Source organism: Actinobacillus seminis (genome assembly GCF_002263215.1).
In the GTDB taxonomy this organism is placed as follows: Bacteria; Pseudomonadota; Gammaproteobacteria; order Enterobacterales; family Pasteurellaceae; genus Actinobacillus_B; species Actinobacillus_B seminis.
On sequence record NZ_NLFK01000002.1, the window covers coordinates 202,839 to 221,971 of the forward strand.

The following is a 19,133-nucleotide window of genomic DNA, read 5'->3' on the forward strand; positions in this document are numbered from 1 at the left end:
CCAAAGTGCAAATGTCTTGCCGACAATGCGGTAAAATTTAATAATGTTTGCATAACTTTTTCCAAAAAGAGATAACACTAACACGCAAAAAAACCTTAAACCGGTATTTTTTATCAAAAAATATTGTTACAATCCGAACAAAATTCTTACCGGTAATAATAAACCGTAAATGTATGCAAATTTTTGTTTACCATTAAGATACTTAACAAAAATACTGCGATCTTTCTCTTGCAATAAGTGCGGTATAAAAACTTCATTATTTTAGAAGCTTGCTCTCCTGCGAATATCATCAAAATATTCATCAATCAATAGTTCTCCATTGAGAAACACTGTGCGGAGCCGGTTTTGTTGACTGCCAAGCGCCCTTTGTTCGATCGTTTGCCAATAATCAGCCTGTTTAACCAAGGCAAGAATGCCTCTTTTCGAACGTTTTGCGTGGCTAGTAATCGGATCTTTATACACATCATGCCATTCGCCGGCAATACACACTGCACTGGCTTTCATTACCCAACTCATTGTATCTCGATTCACTTGCTGTAATAATCCGCCTCCCATACCAAAGGCGACATTCTCAACACTAAAACCTTCGGCAAGAATTGCCTCCAAAATTTTATCTAAAGAACTCACATTAATGCCATCGCCTTGAATAATACGTATGCAATCAGGCAACATTTTATAGCCTTTACGATTTAAAGTCGTACCAAATTTTTCAGCCAAGATCGCTAAAGTGCGACAAATAACCTCAGCAGGATCACCACTATCCGGGCGAACGACCAACGTGCCGCCTTTTAATTCCACCAGCTCTTTTAGTTCAGTACCCCAAATATTTTCTAACGCATTCCAAAGGTCATAACTGTCTGACACGACGGCATATATTTTATGCTTACCTGCAAATTGCTCAACCATATTGCGATAGGCATCCGTCTCTCTCTCTTTTCCCCAAGAGGTCATGGTGCTATGTTCCGCTGCAGGAATCGAAAATGCAGGCATGCCGGTCGCATTATACCAACGCTTTGCTGCGACAAGCGCAGACACACTGTCGGTTCCCATAAAATTCACTAAATGAGCTAAACCGCCTAATGCCACGGTTTCTAAACTTGATGCGCCACGTGCACCAAAATCGTGTAATTTAAAATCGAGTCCGTCTAAATTATCTGACGATTTTTCTAATGCCATTTTAATTTTTTGTTTACATAAATATGACACACTCGCCACCGTGGAGGGATACCAAATTGCACGCAGTAAAGCGGTTTCTAAATAGCCAACTAACCAAAAAAACTCAGGATCAGTATTAACGACTTGACAAACCACATTTCCGGCAGGTAACACAGTACCTTCCGGTACCGCTTCGATTTTGATCGGTAATAAACCTTGATGTTTCTCCAATAAACGCTGCCAACCTTGACGATTAAATGGTAAACCGTGTGCTGTTAAAACGGCTTCCGCCTCATCAATATCATTTTGTGTGATAGGTTTAAGTAAATACTCCTTAATAAATGCTTGTAAACCAAACGCAAGCACATCAAAGTTTCTTTCACGCGCTTCAATATAGTAAGAAATATATTCTGTATTCGGAGGATATTGGAGCCAATGAGAGGATTTATAGCTATCTGTATTCAATATAAGATTAAGAAAATTAGAAGTGTACATTTCATTGAATCACCAAAAATATAAAATTTGATGCATACACTTTACCAAAAATTTTTATCTACCGCATTAATAATCTTAAATAACGAAAAGTGCGGTATGTTTTCCCGGCATTATGACATTAAAAATAGAAAAAGTAATAAAAATCGCCTCTCTGTTCAATTTTCATTACTTTTATTTAAAAAGGTGCCTAAGTTAAATGAGCAATGAATTATGTATTTAAATGAAGTGTATCAGCCGGTTTACCTGTTTTTGGTTGATACATATCGTAAGAAAGTAGACCTTTTACACTTCTCGATTGGATAGTTTACATCAACACCTAAATTCGTTTTAATGTATTAAAATGATCGTATTTCAACAAGGCTTGATTCGCTTTACCATTAACATCTGAAAGTATTGGTATGCGACAAAAAGTACGTTCAAAATGACCGCACTTTTCTCTGTGAGAGGAGATCGGGCTTTACCGAGTTACTTTCATCTCGTGCCATAAACCACAATAGTTTTCCCGTGCGCAGCGATTAAATGTTGATCTTCCAACATTTTTAAAATTCGTCCAACGGTTTCTCTTGAACAACCTACCATCTGACCGATTTCTTGTCGAGTAATTCTAATTTGCATTCCATCCGGATGAGTCATGGCTTCCGGCATTTTTGCCAAATTAAGTAGGGTTTGCGCAATGCGACCGGTTACGTCTAAAAACGCTAAATTGCTTACTTGTTTGGATGTATTTTGCAAACGACGTGCCAATTGCGCGGATAAATACATTAAAATTTCCGGATTCACTTGGATTAATTGGCGAAATTTTTTATAGGAAATTTCAGCAATTTCGCAAGAGGTTTTTGCTTTAATCCAAGCAGAGCGCGACTGACCCTCATCAAAAAGTCCGACTTCGCCAAAAAAATCACCCGCACCAAGATAGGTTAAGATCATTTCCTTACCTTCTTCGTCTTTCACCAGTACTGCCACCGATCCTTTGATCAAATAATATAAGGTTTCCGCTTTTTCACCGGCATGAATTAAAGAACTTTTTGACGGATATTTATGAATATGGCAATGAGAGAGAAACCACTCCAAGGTTGGATCCAGCGGAGCTTGTTGCTGTTGCTGCTGAGCTTGTTGCGGATTTAAATCTTGCACTGAAAAAACCTCCATTCATTTAAATAAATTCAAATCAAAAGTTAACGCAGATCCACTTTATTTTTAATATCAATGGATTCATATAATTCTGACCAAATAATGACCGCACTTCCCTGACGAATTTTTGCCAGCAAATTTTGTGTTTTCTGCTCCAATGTTAACTCTTGAATGCCATAATCGGTACCCTCGCGCAAAATAACGCTTTGTACGATATTGCGCAACGTTTCTTCCGGTAAGTCTTGCCAAGGGATCAACATATTGTTACCTAAATTTAAAAATTATGCAAATAAGCTCTCAATTAATCGCCATTGCTGTTCAAAACTTTGATTATGGGAGCGACGGAAATTGGAGCGGACATAACGCATAAATTGTCCTTCGCAAATAGTGACTAAATGGGTGGCGATAGTGCGTTCATCCACGTTAAAGGATTTTCCTTCGCGTAGTTTGCGCATTTGCAAAATATTCATAAATTGCAACTCCAAACGATCGAAAAATTGTGCTACACGTGTTTGTAATCGCGGATCTTCAAACATCAGCGCATGTCCGGTTAATATGCGGGTTAAGCCCGGGTTTTTGCGCGCAAAATCCAAAATCATTTGCAAAATATCATGCACTCGATGCATTGTGTTGGTTTCGTTTTTGATAGAATGACTAATGCGGCTAAATAGATTGCTTTCGATATTATCAATCAAGGCTTCAAAAATTTTCGTTTTGCTTGGAAAATAGCGATATAACGCCGCTTCGGAAACGCCCACTTCTTCCGCCAAACGGGCGGTGGTCATCCGTTCCATGCCACGTTCGGAATGTAACATATGCGTCAACACGGTCAACACCTGCTGGCGACGTTCTTTTACGCTACGTTTGATTTGTTTTTCCATTATTTCTTACCTGAATGGCCAAAACCGCCCTCACCGCGGTCAGTTTGCGTAAATTCTTCGACGATATTGAATTGCGCCTGTACCACGGGTACGAAAACCAACTGCGCAATTCGATCGCCGATTTCCACCGTAAAAGGTTTATCGCTGCGATTCCATAAAGACACCATCAGCGGACCTTGGTAATCGGAATCGATCAAGCCGACCAAATTGCCCAATACAATCCCGTTTTTATGCCCCAAACCGGAGCGCGGCAAAATGACCGCCGCTAAATTCGGATCCGCAATATAAACGGAAATACCGGTAGGAATTAACACTGTTTGTCCGGCTTCCACTGTCAGCGGTGCATCAATTAACGCTCGTAAATCTAAGCCGGCAGATCCGGCGGTGGCATAAGTCGGCAGTGGAAATTCAGTACCGATGCGTTTATCTAAAATTTTTAAGTCAATTTGTTTCATATTCTTATTCTCTCTTGTTAATTTTTTAGGTATATACATCAATTTATGCTATATATCGTTGTATAATTTCATTGACTAAATCCGTCGCTAAATCCGCTTTACCGGCAGAAGGCAGGGATTTTTCCCCGTCGTGCCAAAATAAATGTAAACTATTGTGATCTTGCCCGAAAACTTGTCCGTTGGAGACATCATTGGCACAAATTAAATCAAGATTTTTTTGGCTTAATTTATGTTTGGCATATTGCGCGATATTTTGCGTTTCCGCTGCAAAACCGACAACAAAGGGGCGATTTTCCGTTAGTGCCGCGACAGTTGCGATAATATCGGGATTTTTCACCAATCTTAAGGTGAGCTCGTCGTTATCGCCGGTTTTCTTAATTTTCTGTTGGGACACTTCTGCCATGCGATAATCTGCTACTGCGGCACACCCAATAAATATAGCATTTTTGACCGCACTTTGTAGCGCAATTTGACACATTTCTTGGGCGGAAGTGACATTAATGCGTGTAACATTCGCCGGCGTAGCAAGATTAACCGGACCGGCAATCAATGTCACTTTCGCACCGCGTTTAGCAAAGGCGTCGGCGATCGCAAATCCCATTTTGCCGGAGCTGTAATTGCTGATATAACGTACCGGATCAATGGCTTCTTGGGTTGGACCGGCGGTGATCACCACAGAAATATTGTTCAGATCTGTTTGTGGTTGGAGAAGCGAGCAAAGTGCGGTATAAATTTCAGGCGGTTCTGACATTCGCCCGAAACCGACATCGCCGCAAGCCTGTTCACCGGCATTGGGACCGACCATGTGTAACCCGCGTTGGCGTAATTGTTGTAGATTTTGTTGAGTGATAGCTTGACGGTACATCTGCTGATTCATTGCCGGTGCCAACAGAATAGGGGAGGCGGTTGCCAAACACACTGTTGATAATAAATCGTTTGCCATGCCTACCGTTAAGCGTGCTAAAAAATCGGCGCTTGCCGGCGCAATCAGCAAGGCATCTGCCCATTTTGCCAATTCGATATGTCCCATCGCCAATTCAGCTTGCGGATCTAATAAGGATTGAGAAACGGGATTGCCGGAAACGGCTTGCAGCGTGAGCGGCGTGACAAACTCTGCCGCAGCAGGTGTTAACACCACGCGTACTTCGGCGTCGGATTTGCGTAATAGGCGAATTAACTCAATTGTTTTATACGCTGCAATACCGCCTGTTATGCCGACGACAATTCGTTTACCTTGCAAATTTTGCATTGTTAGTCCTCAATCACATCGAAAAGTGCGGTCATTTTACTGTAATTTTTACAAAGAAAAAATGGATTTTTGCGATCGGAATCGTAAAGTTTTGCTCGTAAGATTCTATGAAAAAAATAAGCCTGTAAAGTAAAAGACGTGAAGAATAGATGGGTGGGTAAGGTATGGAGCAAACGACTTTTTTAATGCCACGTGAAAAATTATTGCAATTTGGCGCTGAAGCGCTAAGCGATCAAGAATTATTAGCTATTTTTTTGCGCACGGGCATTAAAAATTGTCCCGTGATGCAGCTTTCTGCGTCAGTGTTGGCGCAATTTGGCTCGTTGCGAAATTTGATTTCTGCTGAAAAAGGGGAATTTTGTGCAGTAAAAGGTTTAGGCGTAACGCAATTTGTGCAATTGCAAGCCGGTACGGAAATGACCAAGCGTTATTTGTTGCAAGAATTGGCGCAAGTACCGCTTTTTACCGAACCGGATAAGGTGCGAACCTACTTGCAGACGGAATTGGAACGTAAAGAACGCGAAGTGTTTATGGTGTTATTTTTGGATAATCAGCATAGATTGATCAAAAAAGAGGAGATGTTTCTCGGCACGATCAACATGGCGGCGGTTTATCCGCGTGAGATCATTAAATGCGCCTTATATTGTAATGCGGCGGCAATAATTTTGGCGCATAATCATCCCTCCGGTATTTCTCAGCCAAGTTTATCGGATAGACAGATTACCGAAAGGATCATAAAATGCGCCGAATTGGTAGAGATTCGTGTGCTGGATCATTTTGTGATCGGAAAGGGGAGCTATTTTTCTTTTGCGGAAAACGGATGGCTGTAACGGAATTTTGCCGAGATGATGAATTTTTTAGCACTTATTTGGCGAATTTAAGTATTTGTGCTTGAGAATAATCAATAAAGTGAGTATAATTTGCCACCTTTAATATAGTATGCGGGTCGGGTTACAGCGACCTGACGAGGTAGCTTGTAAAACCTTGTTTTACAGTAATCCGAACCCTAAGCTCGAGCTTATATTTGATTTATTGGAGATTAGTATGTCTAGAGTCTGTCAAGTAACAGGCAAGCGTCCGGCAGTTGGTAACAACCGCTCACACGCATTGAATGCGACTCGTCGTCGTTTTCTTCCTAACTTACACACTCACCGTTTCTGGGTTGAGAGTGAAAACCGTTTCGTAACTTTGCGCTTAACGGCGAAAGGTATGCGTATCATTGATAAAAAAGGCATTGATGCAGTGTTGGCTGAAATCCGTGCTCGTGGCGAGAAAATCTAAGGAGCTAAACAATGGCAGCTAAAGGTGCTCGTGAGAAAATCCGCTTAGTTTCAACTGCTGAAACCGGTCATTTCTACACAACAACAAAAAATAAACGCAATATGCCTGAAAAAATGGAAATCAAAAAATTTGATCCGGTAGTGCGTAAACACGTCATTTATAAAGAAGCGAAAATTAAATAATTTCGTTTTAATATGATGCAAAAGCCCGACTTGTTCGGGTTTTTCTATATTTGTCATTTAAAAGGGGAAATGATGCCTGAACTTCCTGAAGTCGAAACAGCGGTAAATGGCGTGAGTCCTTATTTAACAGGATTTGTGATCGAAAAAATTGTGGTGCGCAACAGTAAATTACGCTGGGAAGTTAGCCCGCAATTGACACAAATTGCTCAACAAAAAGTGACCGCACTTTCAAGACGTGCCAAATATTTGATTATTCACACCACACAAGGATTTATTATCGGGCATTTGGGCATGTCGGGATCCGTGCGGATCGTAGCACACGACAGCCCGATTGAAAAACATGATCATCTTGATATTGTGATGAATAACGGGAAATTATTGCGTTATAACGATCCTAGACGTTTCGGTGCTTGGCTTTGGACGGAAACGCTGGAAGATTTTCACCTGTTTGCAACATTGGGACCGGAGCCGCTTTCCGAAGAATTTAACGCGCAATATTTGTTTAAAAAATCGCGCAAAAAAACGACCACTCTTAAATCCTTTTTAATGGATAACCGCGTAGTGGTCGGTGTGGGCAATATTTATGCCAACGAAAGCCTGTTTTTATGCGGCTTATATCCGGCTAAACCGGCGCGAACATTGACGAAAATGCAGGCGGAAACCTTAGTACAAACCATTAAGCAAGAATTAACCCGTGCGATTCAACAAGGTGGAACGACGCTGAAAGATTTTTTACAACCTGATGGTAAACCCGGTTATTTTGCGCAAGAACTACAGGTTTACGGACGTAAAGGCGAACCTTGTCCAAAGTGCGGTACAAAAATTGAAAGTTCGGTCATTGGGCAGCGTAACAGCTTTTTCTGCCCGACTTGTCAACCTAAAAATTATTGCAGGAACAGCAAAAAATTTATTGGGTTTTGATATACCGAAATTGAACTCGTCGTCGAAAAGTAAATTTTACAATCTAAAGACGGTAAAGCCTTGATTTTTTACTTCATTACGGTCAAATAAACTTTTTACGTCGGCAAGTACCGGTTTTTCCGAACGCGTAAAAAGACGCAATTGTTCTGCGCTTAAGGCGCGGAATTCATTATGTCCAACCGCAACAACCAAAGCATCAACCGGGTTTTTCTCTGAAATATCGCTAAGGGTAATGCCGTATTCCGCCTGCACTTCTTCTTTATCCGCCCAAGGATCGGAAACCGCCACTTCTACTCCCCATTGTTTAAACTCTTTGATCATATCCTCAATTTTGCTATTGCGAATGTCCGGACAATTTTCTTTAAACGTAATTCCAAGGATGCCCACTTTGGCACGAGGGACATCAATTCCGTTTTTTAACATCCGTTTAATAGTATTTCGCGCAACGTAGCGCGCCATATTATCGTTAATACGGCGTCCGGCTAAAATCACTTGCGGGTGATAGCCCATTTCTTCCGCTTTATGGGTTAAGTAATAAGGATCGACACCGATACAATGCCCGCCGACAAGACCGGGACGAAACGGTAAAAAATTCCATTTGCTGCCGGCGGCTTCTAATACGTCACTCGTATCGATGCCGACGCGTTCAAAAATGACGGATAATTCATTAACCAGCGCAATATTTAAGTCTCGTTGCGTATTTTCGATGACTTTTGCCGCTTCCGCCACTTTAATACTTGGTGCTTTGTGTGTACCGGCTACAATAATGCCGGAATACACTTGATCAACCAATTCTGCAACTTCAGGAGTACTGCCGCTGGTGACTTTTTTGATTTTGGTTAACGTATTGACTTTATCTCCCGGATTAATGCGTTCAGGGCTATAGCCGGCAAAAAAGTCTTGGTTAAATTTTAATCCGGATACCTGTTCTAAAATCGGTACACAGACTTCTTCGGTGGTGCCGGGATACACCGTGGATTCATATACAACAATATCGCCACGTTTTAATACTTTGCCAATCGTTTCGCTGGCTTTCTGTAACGGAGTTAAATCAGGACGGTTAACTTTATCAATTGGGGTTGGTACAGTAACAATAAAGAAATTACTGTTTTTTAATTCGGCTAAGTCCGTGGTAAATTTGAGGTGTGTCGCTAATTTTAATTCTTGCGGACTGACTTCTAATGTGTGATCCGTGCCACTTGCCAATTCATCAACGCGTTTTTGTTGAATATCAAAGCCGATAACATTTCTTTTTTTACCAAACTCTACCGCAAGGGGTAATCCGACATAACCTAATCCGATAACCGCGATATTTACATTTTCTAATTTCATACTAATCCTATTACATCCTCCCCTGCCTAAAGGCTGGAGATTCCTACCGGATCCCACGCAATGCGTAGGCGACTCTCGGTGGGTCCTGTGGCTTACCGTTCATGCGGTTCACTCAACAAACCGAGCGCATCCCGCCCTGATTTGCCGTCATTGAGAAAGCCTAAGCCTATCTCTGTTAGCGGCACGATTATATCACATTTGTGTCTTATATCCACGCCCAAAAGGACTGAGGTTTACGGCGCAATCAGATAAAGCCTAAAAGCACGTAAAATTGCCTAAAAACTGACCGCAGTTTATTTGGTAATAATTAAAAAAATAATTTAACAGAAAAAAAAAAAAAAAGCTGGAAATTTTATCTTAATTTTTTGCTGTTTTTTTGTAAGGATTTCCTATGAATAAGATTTTCAAAACCAAATACGATGTAACAACAGGACAAACCAAAGTGGTGTCTGAATTGGCGAGTAATCGTCAATTGGCAAGTAGCTCGGAGAAAACGCTGAAGTGCGGTGGGATTTCGGGCAGTTTTTTAGGGCTGTTTAAATTACTGCCGTTGGCGTTTTTATTGACTGGGAGTTTTGTGTACGGTCAGGAGATTAATATAGTTTTGAGTGGTTTAACAGCTAACGAATCAAAAATTGGACCCAGTGAAATTCTAAACGATAGTAGCGGAAGTGGGAAGAATACTACACCTTTTATAAATGAAGTTGGAGATAAGTCAATTCTTTTGGCACCCGGAAGTAAGAGTTTCATTTATAAAAAAAATAAACCTTGGAGTAATAATACTAGAGAAAAAATCGACATTAATACAAATAATTGGATGAGGATTACAGAAAGTGTTGTTATCGGTCATCGTGCTAGAGCAAGTGCCAAGAAATCTGTGGCAGTAGGTGAACAAGCATTTGCTGCCTTAAATTCAACTTCATTGGGTTCGGAAGCCATAGCCTATGGTAACGAAACAGTAGCACTAGGTATGCAATCTTATGCGGAGCAAACTGACGATGTTGCTTTAGGGCATCTTGCTTATGCAAAAGGTTCACAATCAACCGCCTTAGGGGCACATTCTTCTGTGGAATCTCAAAAAGCCGTCGCTATTGGATATAGGGCTAAAGTAGATCATCAACATACCGATGCAATCGCTTTGGGTGCTGAATCTGAAGCCGATAGTCCGTCAAGTGGCTCTTTTATGATCACAAAAGATAATAAGACTGAGGCTAAAGAAAAAACATGGATAAGTGAGGATTTTGCTAAGCAATTTGAAGGCAAACTCGGCGGTGTGTTATCTATCGGTAAAAAAGATACAAAATATCGACAAATCGTGAATGTCGCACCGGGGACGGAAGATACACACGCCGTCAATTTAGGGCAATTACGAGAAGCGATGAAAAATGCCGGCGGTGGCGGAGTCTCGTATTTCTCTGTTAATAAATTAACTGCTATGCAAAACAAAGATAATATGGGTGCTAAAGCTGATCATTCTTTAGCCATTGGCGTAGCGGAAACGGAAATGGGCAAAGGCATGTACAGTATCGTTATCGGCACGGCAGACGATACGGCTACAGGAAGTTCGGGAAATACGAGTACAACCACTCAAGAAGTCACCAAAGCCTCGGGAAAAGCCGCGGTGGTCATCGGTAGCGTTGCCAAAGTCGAAGCCGATTACGGCATTGCGTTGGGAAAAAAAGCGACGGTTGCTACAAGTGCCATAGGAGCTATCGCCATCGGTAAAGATGCCGAAACCAAAGCCGCAGGTGCGGTCGTATTGGGGCATGAAGCAAAAGTAGAAAGTGCGGCAGGTGATTCAATCGCTTTAGGTAAAGGGTCGAAAGCGACTAAGAAAGAAACCGCACCAAGTGAAGCTAAATCAAGTAAAGACGTTAAATTTGCATGGACAGCCGGTATTGGAGACGATAAATCCGTCGTCAGCATAGGCGATAGCGGCAAAGAAAGACAGATTAAACATGTCGCCGCAGGTGTAGTAACGTCAACTTCCACCGATGCCATTAACGGAAGTCAACTCTACGCCGTCGCCGATGAGTTTTCTAAATTAGCGGTTGACGTATTGGGCGCGGAGAAAGCGGACAAGGGACAAGCAGGCTTTAAAAAATCTACCTTTAGCAAAGTGGAGTATCAAGGAAATACCAACGTTGCAAAAACAACCTTTAGAGACGCCATCAACGAAACCATTACCGCCATCAATAAGGGGCTGAAGTTTACCGGTAATACCGGTGGCGACAAGCAACTTCAACTTGGTGATAAGTTAACCATCCAAGGCAAGAAAGATACTGCAAACGGTAATCATAAAAATATCACCACAGAAGCGAAAGACAGTGGCATTTTGGAAGTTGCGTTGAATGAAGATGTCAAAGAGATAAACTCGATTACGGGTAAAGCGACAGCGGGGAATAATAAAGTTAGTTCCTCCATTAAATTTAATGACAAAGGCGTCAATGGTACAAATGCCAACACCAATGTAGTTATTGACTCTAATGAGGCGAAATATGTCTTTGAGAGAACGGGATTATATTTAAATCAACGGCAAATTAAAGGCGTACAAAGCGGGTTGAATAAAACACATAATGGAAGTACCGAAACGGTTGAAAATATCTTAGCTGGTGCGGATTCATACGATAAAAACATTGCAGAAAACGCAGTCAACGTCAAAGATCTCTCTATGGTCGCCAAAGCTATTCTGGATAAAGAGTTGAAATTTAAAGGTGATAACAATAAGGACGCATCAATAAAACTGAGCGAAACCCTTGAGATAAAAGGTGAGGCAAGTTATACCCAAACAGAGGCGAAAGATAAAACAATCACCGTTAAACTAACTCAAGGTGTGAAAAACAAATTGGGCGAAATTGTCGTTGAAGACGGTAAACTTGCGTTGGGTAAGGGTTCAAAAACTGTCGACAAAACGACCGCACTTGATGGAGCGGAAATCACTGTTGGTCAAAACAGTCTGAAATTTGATTGGAAAGAGGCGGGAACGTCTGCGGACCCTACGGATGGTAATAAAAAATCCGTCATTAGCGTGGGTGATACCAGCAAAGAACGCTTGATTAAACACGTGGCGGCGGGTGAGGTCACGCCAACGTCAACCGACGCCGTCAACGGCGGACAGCTTTATAGCGTGATTGAAGAATTCGGCAAACTCGGCGTCAATGTACTTGGTGCGGAAGTTGATAGTACCGACAAAAAATTCAAACCGACAACATTTCCGAAATTAAATGCTAAAGACGGAAATAATACGAATGTTGCAGCGCCGGAAACATTTAAAGCGGCAATTAATGCCAATATTGCTAAATTAAATGAAGGTATTAAATTTGGAGATGGCACAAAAACAGAACAATTTTATTTAGGCTCAACACTGAATATAAAAGCAGAGGATATTAATACAGATTATAAAGAAACTAACCTAAAAACAGAAATTGTAAAAGGACAAGATGGTACTGCTACCCTTAAAATAGGATTGAAAGCTAGTCCGACGTTTACAAAGGTAATGTTAGATAATGATACTGCCCCTACAGATGATAAAGAACTAACTAATAAAAAATATGTTGATGATAAATTAAAAAATGCAGTTGAAGCAACTGTGAATAAAGGCATTTCATTTGAAGGAAATGGTGGAGATACCGATAAAGTCGCCAGAAAACTCGGCGAGACGTTGAAAATTGTCGGTAAAGGCGACAAGGCTAAAGATATCACCGTGGCGGACAATAATATTAAAGTGTCCAAAAATACAGGTGGTGACGGGCTGGAAATCGGCTTATCGGATACATTGACCGGCATTAAATCCGTCGCCAACGATGAGAATGCCAAGATTGCTTTAGGCGGAGAGAATGGAAAAGATAAAACCATTACTTTCACCTCAGGCGATAAACCGGAAACGGTGACATTAAAAGGTAGCACCTTAAGTGGCGTTTCTGAAATTAAAAAAGCAGAGGGCAAAGGGGCGTTAAAACTCGATAATGCTACCGCTACCTTAGAAAGTGCTAAAAACAATTCAAAACTTGAATTGAAAGAAAATGAAGCCACTTTAAGTGCGGGTGAAAATAAGGGCAGTATTAAAGTTACCAATGGAACGGATAACAAAATCGAGTTAAGTCCGGAAAACGGCTCAACCGTTATGTTGAAAAAAGACGCGACAAATGGCGGAGTGCAAGCCACCGGCTTATCGACTATTGGCAAAAACGACAGCAACGCCCTTGTGTTTAAAGATGGCAACACGGCGGAGTTAAAAGTTGGTGGAAATGCGTTGACATTTACAAAAGCCACTTCCGGTGACAAAGTTAAAATTTCAAAAGTGGCAGAGGGTGAAATAACCACCAGTTCCACCGATGCCATTAACGGTAAACAACTTGCTGATTTGGTTGGTAAATTAGGTGTGTCGGTGAATGACAGTAAAACCGGATTTTCCGCACCGTCGTTTACACAAGTGAAGGGCGGTTCAAAAAATAGCACAACCTCGACCTACAAGGACGCCATTGATGACTTAATCACAGCAGTGAATAAAGGGCTGAGCTTTAAAGGCAATGACAACAACAAAACTACGATGCAACTGGGCGGGACATTAACTATTGACAGCTCGGAAAGCAAGGTAAAAGTCGGTGATACAGTAGACACTAAACAAAAAGACATCACCGTTGCGGTAGAACCGAATTCGAATGGTTCATTGACGGATGCCGGCAAATTAACCTTACAATTGAATAAAGCCGACAAAGTGGACGAAAATGACGAAAGATTGGTGACTTCCAAAGCAGTCGCGGACGAGTTGAAAAAATACACACCAACGGCAAAATTAGAAACAGACTTCTTAAAAGTTACTGGTGAGAATATCGGAAAAGATGAAGCTTCGAAACCAGCAGGCAGAAAAACATTCGGTAGCAATGTCGGTATTGCTGAAATCAAATTAACGCCAGACGGTGAGAAAAGTTCAACTGAATTAGTACAGGCTAAAGCGGTGATTGATTACCTAAAAGGTACGGGAACAGGCTCAGTGAAAATTTCCGATAATCCGGAGACCAAAGCAGAGGGCGAAGGCTCAATTGCGGTGGGGGATAAAGCCATCGCTCAAAATGCCGGAGCGGTTGCTATTGGTCAAAATGCCGGAGCGAAAAATGCCGGGGCAATCTCTATTGGTAAAGATTCGGATGTTACGTCTATAGACGGTGTTGCTTTAGGAAGAAAAAATGTTGTAGGAGGTCAATCATCGATCGCCATCGGTGAGACTAATACTGTATCCGGTGTTCAATCCTATGTCATCGGGTCGGATAACACTATCGCAGGTAGAAATGTTATTGCTATTGGTTCTAAGATAACGACAGATGATAAAATTTACGATGCGGTGATATTGGGTAACGGTTCAACAGGAGAAGCGAATACCGTCTCTGTAGGGAATGAAAACACTAAAAGACGTATTATCAATGTCGCCGATCCGACCAAAGATCATGATGCCGCCAATAAAAAATATGTAGACGAAAGAGGGCTTAAATTCAAAGGAAATGAAGCAGATCAAACAGAACAACTGGTCAACTTAGACAAGTTGTTGACGATCGACAGTTCGGAAGCCAATAAAGATGATAAAGGCACGAAGGAAAAGGATATTAAAACGAAAGTCGAAAAAGATGGGGATGGAGCAAAATTAACTTTAACCCTAAATAAAGCGGATAAGGTTTCCGAACACGATGAAAGAGCGGTGAGCTCCAAAGCGGTTCATCAGGCTATCGGTGAAGTGAAAGATAGTTTGGCAAATGCCATCATAAGCTATAAAGCGAATGATGAAAAAGACGCTAAAACGGTTAAATTAACAGAGGGCTTTGTTTTCAAAAACGGCGATAATACTACTGCAGTAGTTGAAGATAAAGGTGTCGTTAAATTTAATTTAAATAAAGAATTAAAAAATATGACCTCTTTTGAAACGGAAGCGGATAAGCAAGGCAATAAATCCAAACTGGATCAAAGCGGTTTAACTGTTACCCAAACGACCAACGATGGCGATAAAGTTCAAACGAAAGTCGGCAAAGACGGTACAACCATTCAAGAGTTGGATAAAGACGGCAAACCGAAACCGAATGGCAAATCGGCGTCTTACACATTGGATAAAGCCGAGTTGAAAGATGGCGATAAATCCAATACGTCAACGGCGGAAAAAGAGGTATTAACCGCAAAAGATGATAAAGGAAATACGGTTGAAAACACTCAAACCGCAAAAGGAAACGACCTTGTTAAAAAATCTAACAATGAAAAAGAGTTAGCGTCGAACAAACAAACGGCGGAAGATATTACCTTGAGCAAAGATAATGGAGATGGGAAAGAAGCCTCCCAAAATAAAATCAATGCGGACGGCATGACGGTTGGTACGGATAAATCCAATACGCACTATGGCAAAGACGGAATGACAGTCAATGGCAAAGACGGAGCACAATCTGTATTCTTAGGAAATAAAGGAGAGGGAGAAAATAAAACTCCAACCCTTGAGTTTGCGAAAGACGGTGAGAAAGGCACAGGAGCCATTAGGGGCTTAAAAGATCTTGATGAGAAATCAACAGGCGATATGGCAGTCAATAAAAACTACGTGGACAATCAACTTAGCAGCGCCCTAGAAGAAGTCGCCGGCAACCGTCCGTTTGATTATTATTTAAACGACATCAAAGTCAGCAAAGACAAAGATGGCAAGTTTTATAAAGAAAATAATGGTCAAAAAGTTGAGCTAAGTGCGGAGGAAAAAGCCCAAATTGTGATTAAAGCCGAACCGCAAAGCACGCCAATGACCGTGAGCAATATTAAAGCGGCGAAACTGGCGACGGACTCAACAGACGCAGTAAACGGAGCGCAATTGGTGGCAGCGACCGGCGCGCTGGCGGGGCAAGATGGCAAGATGACCTTTGCTGACGGGCGGGATGGCAAAGCGGCGACAGACCCGACCGCGGCGGCAAATCAAGGGTTAACCGCAAAAGATGGGCTAAATGGTCACAATGCCAACGACAAAGCCAACGCCCTACGCAACGGGGAAGCTGGCTCGGTGGTGTATACCGACAGCGCCGGTCAGCGTTTGGTGAAAGCTAATGATGGCAAATACTACCATGCGGCGGATGTTGAAAATAACGGTGTGCCAAAAGACGGAAAAAGTGCGGTGGAAAATCCACAACTTTCGTTGGTCAATACCGGTGGTGAAACCGATAAACCTGTGGTGCTGGGCAACGTGGCAAGCGGTTTGGGTATTGATGCCGACAAAGCGAAAGAGCATGCCGAAAACGTGAAAAAGGCAGGCGAAGCAGTGAAAACCGAAGCACAGGCGGTGGCGAAAAAAGTAGACGATATGTTGACGCTACAAACAGCAAAAGAGGCGAAACAGGACGCCATTGACGCTCTTGAAACCGCATTGTCTTTCATGCCGGAAACTACACCGGAGGAAAAAGCGGCGAAAGAGAAAGCCAAAGCTAAGATCGAGGGCGAAAAATCAACATTAGCCGACATTAACTCGAAATTGGATAAAGCGAAAAAAGAGGTTGAATCGGCACAAGGCATATTAAAAACGAAGCAAGACGCCTATCAAACCGCCTTAAAAGCAAAAGATGGCGCTGTCAATAAATTATTGTCGGGCGATGCAAGCGTCGATGTTCACCGCGGGGCAAACTTGCAAGACTTACAAGCCTTAGGACAAGCGGGCTTAAATTTTGAGGGCAATGACGGCGTGCCTGTCCATAAAAATTTAGGCGAGAAATTGACCATCAAAGGCGAGGGGGAGTTTAACAGTGCGACCACGGCGGCGGGCAATATTAAAGTGGACGCCTCCGAGACGGGACTGGAAGTCAAACTGTCCGACACGTTGAAAAACATGACCTCTTTTGAAACCAAAGAAACTGTAGAAGGGAATAAATCCCGTCTTGACGGCAACGGATTACGGGTAACTCATAAAGACGGCAAATCGGCACATTACGGTTCCGATGGAGTAAAATTAACGGATGGTAAGCACGGTACAACGCTCACCTCAAGCGGATTAACCTTGACCAACCCGCAAGGTCAACGTATTGAGATTGACGGGGAGAAAGGAGAAATCAGAGTGCCGGATTTAACGCCGAACTCTTCACCGAATACCGTGGTTAACAAGGGGTATGTGGATAGCCTGCATTCACAAACCGCACATAAATTGGAAACCACCGATAAAAACCTAAGAGCAGGGATTGCAGGAGCAAATGCGGCTGCCGGATTGGCTGTGACGTCTATGCCGGGAACATCTATGCTTTCTGTCTCGACAGCGACTTATGACGGTCAAAATGCGGTAGCGGTGGGGTATTCCAAAATGAGCGATAATGGAAAAATTATGCTCAGATTACAAGGAAACAGTAACTCTCGAGGTAAAACGGCAGGTTCCGTTTCTGTCGGCTATCTGTGGTAATGTCCGTTTTCCTTAGTGAACGAGAGGAGAACGGAAATAAAAATCGAGTTTACGCCAATCTGTATTGAAAAAGTCAGGGATAATTTTCCCTGACTTTTAGATTTTTATCCTAAAAAATACCGATAAGCGGGGCTTTCGGTAACGTCTTGGTAGGTGTAGGCAAGTTCTTCCAAATGATCATTGAAGCGGATTCCGTCCGCATCGGTTAATTGGAAACCGGCGAGGACGTTGCCATAATCGGCACCGTGGGCGCGGTAGTGGAAGAGGGAAATATTCCAATGCGTCCCTAACATTTCTAAGAATTTCAACAATGCCCCTTTTTGTTCCGGAAACTCGAAACTATATAACCGCTCTTTTTGCGGGCTGGAAGATCGTCCGCCGATCATGTAACGAATATGGGTTTTAGCGACATCGTCGTCGGAAAGATCCATCACCGAATAATCGTTTTCTTGTAGGTGATTGATGATTTCCATTTTCTCATCTTCACCGCGAATGCGCACCCCGACGAAAATGCACGCCTGTTTTTGGTCGGCGTAGCGATAGTTGAATTCCGTTACAGCGCGGTCGCCTAATAAATGGCAAAAACGTAAGAAACTGCCTTTGGCTTCCGGAATTGTGACTGCCAGCATGGCTTCATGCTTTTCCCCGATTTCGCAACGTTCGGATACATAACGCAAGGTGTGGAAATTCAAATTGGCGCCGGACAAAATATTGACTAAGGTTTCCCCTTGAATTTGATGTTCTTTAACGTATTTTTTTAGTCCGGCAAGGGATAAGGCTCCCGATGGTTCAGCAATGGCGCGCACATTTTCAAACATATCTTTCATGGCGGCGCAGATTTCATCGCTATCAACCAACACCACATCATCTAAATATTGCTGACAAAGACGAAAGGTTTCATCGCCGATACGTTTGACTGCCACTCCGTCGGCAAATAACCCGACGCGTTCTAAATCGACGGGTTTACCGGCATTTAATGCGGTATATAAACAGGCGGAATCTTTGCTTTCAACGCCGATCACTTTAATTTCCGGCATAAGCTGTTTGATTAACACTGCGATACCCGCGACCAAACCGCCACCGCCGACGGGCACAAAAATTCGATCGATATGGGTATTTTGTTGTAACAATTCCAATGCTAAAGAACCTTGACCGGAGATGATCGACGGATGATCGAACGGTGGGATAAAGGTCATGTGTTTGGTTTGCGAGAGTTCTATCGCTTTGGCTTTGGCTTCGTCAAAATTGGCTCCATGTAACAATACCTCTCCGCCATAACCGCGTACCGCATCAACTTTAATACTCGGCGTATTTTGCGGCATCACAATTAAGGCTTTTAAACCAAGTTTTTGGCGGACAATGCCACACCTTGCGCGTGGTTACCGGCGGACGCCGCAATCACACCGGCGGATTTTTGCTCCGCCGTGAGGCTTGCGATCATGGCATAAGCGCCACGTAATTTAAAGCTGTGAACCGGCTGACGATCTTCACGTTTTACAAAAATTTTATTGCCCAACCGTTCGGATAATTTTTCCATGGGTTGTAATGGCGTCACTTGCGCCAATTCATAGACTTTTGAACTTAAAATCGCTTTTAAGTATTCTGCACCGGTGGGCAGGTTTGGAGTGAGTTCATTTACCATTTTCATTTCCTAAT

The 19,133-nt window shown here is 42.4% G+C and carries 12 protein-coding genes and 2 pseudogenes; 5 read left to right on the forward strand and 9 right to left on the reverse strand.

Annotated elements, in window-relative coordinates; all coding sequences use genetic code 11:
- Positions 1 to 261 precede the first annotated feature (261 nt).
- The 7 genes and pseudogenes from CFY87_RS03145 to coaBC all read right to left on the reverse strand — a co-directional run bounded on the left by CFY87_RS03145 (position 262) and on the right by coaBC (position 5,366).
- Entirely contained in the window at positions 262 to 1,650 is a 1,389-nt protein-coding gene (locus CFY87_RS03145; protein WP_094945838.1) for a nicotinate phosphoribosyltransferase, read from the reverse strand.
- 211 nt (positions 1,651 to 1,861) lie between these two features.
- Positions 1,862 to 2,041: pseudogene (locus CFY87_RS12545) on the reverse strand (autotransporter outer membrane beta-barrel domain-containing protein); the annotation flags it as partial.
- A gap of 80 nt (positions 2,042 to 2,121) precedes the next feature.
- Complete coding sequence (gene crp, locus CFY87_RS03155) at positions 2,122 to 2,784, reverse strand: cAMP-activated global transcriptional regulator CRP (protein WP_094945839.1); 663 nt, start codon at positions 2,782 to 2,784, stop codon at positions 2,122 to 2,124.
- Positions 2,785 to 2,825: 41 nt separating this feature from the next.
- Entirely contained in the window at positions 2,826 to 3,041 is a 216-nt protein-coding gene (locus CFY87_RS03160; protein WP_094945840.1) for a YheU family protein, read from the reverse strand.
- 21 nt (positions 3,042 to 3,062) lie between these two features.
- Positions 3,063 to 3,662, reverse strand: a complete 600-nt coding sequence (gene slmA / locus CFY87_RS03165) for a nucleoid occlusion factor SlmA (RefSeq protein WP_094945841.1) — start codon at positions 3,660 to 3,662, stop codon at positions 3,063 to 3,065.
- On the reverse strand, positions 3,662 to 4,117 hold the full coding sequence (gene dut / locus CFY87_RS03170) for a dUTP diphosphatase (protein WP_094945842.1): 456 nt from the start codon (positions 4,115 to 4,117) through the stop codon (positions 3,662 to 3,664). Before dut ends, slmA begins: the two co-directional genes overlap by 1 nt.
- Positions 4,118 to 4,160: 43 nt before the next feature.
- Positions 4,161 to 5,366, reverse strand: coding sequence for a bifunctional phosphopantothenoylcysteine decarboxylase/phosphopantothenate--cysteine ligase CoaBC (gene coaBC, locus CFY87_RS03175; RefSeq protein ID WP_094945843.1), 1,206 nt, complete (start codon positions 5,364 to 5,366; stop codon positions 4,161 to 4,163).
- 164 nt (positions 5,367 to 5,530) lie between these two features.
- Here coaBC and radC point away from each other — a divergent pair, with 164 nt between their 5' ends.
- From radC to mutM, 4 genes are all read left to right on the forward strand, one after another.
- A complete protein-coding gene (radC, locus tag CFY87_RS03180; RefSeq protein ID WP_236757331.1) occupies positions 5,531 to 6,196 on the forward strand; it encodes a RadC family protein in 666 nt (221 codons plus the stop codon).
- Between the two features lie 214 nt (positions 6,197 to 6,410).
- Positions 6,411 to 6,647: a 50S ribosomal protein L28 gene (gene rpmB, locus CFY87_RS03185; RefSeq protein WP_005599762.1), complete on the forward strand. Its 237-nt coding sequence runs from the start codon at positions 6,411 to 6,413 to the stop codon at positions 6,645 to 6,647.
- Positions 6,648 to 6,658: 11 nt separating this feature from the next.
- A complete protein-coding gene (gene rpmG, locus CFY87_RS03190; protein ID WP_005542835.1) occupies positions 6,659 to 6,829 on the forward strand; it encodes a 50S ribosomal protein L33 in 171 nt (56 codons plus the stop codon).
- 72 nt (positions 6,830 to 6,901) lie between these two features.
- Entirely contained in the window at positions 6,902 to 7,750 is an 849-nt protein-coding gene (gene mutM, locus CFY87_RS03195; protein ID WP_094945844.1) for a bifunctional DNA-formamidopyrimidine glycosylase/DNA-(apurinic or apyrimidinic site) lyase, read from the forward strand.
- Between the two features lie 36 nt (positions 7,751 to 7,786).
- Here the strand turns inward: mutM and tviB are convergent, their stop codons facing one another.
- Positions 7,787 to 9,082: a Vi polysaccharide biosynthesis UDP-N-acetylglucosamine C-6 dehydrogenase TviB gene (gene tviB / locus CFY87_RS03200; protein WP_094945845.1), complete on the reverse strand. Its 1,296-nt coding sequence runs from the start codon at positions 9,080 to 9,082 to the stop codon at positions 7,787 to 7,789.
- A gap of 391 nt (positions 9,083 to 9,473) precedes the next feature.
- On the opposite strand from tviB, the gene CFY87_RS03205 reads away from it, so the two are divergent.
- On the forward strand, positions 9,474 to 17,477 hold the full coding sequence (locus CFY87_RS03205) for a YadA-like family protein (protein ID WP_094945846.1): 8,004 nt from the start codon (positions 9,474 to 9,476) through the stop codon (positions 17,475 to 17,477).
- Between the two features lie 104 nt (positions 17,478 to 17,581).
- Here CFY87_RS03205 and ilvA read toward each other — a convergent pair.
- Positions 17,582 to 19,119 (reverse strand): annotated as a pseudogene (ilvA, locus tag CFY87_RS03210) (threonine ammonia-lyase, biosynthetic).
- Positions 19,120 to 19,133 lie beyond the last annotated feature (14 nt).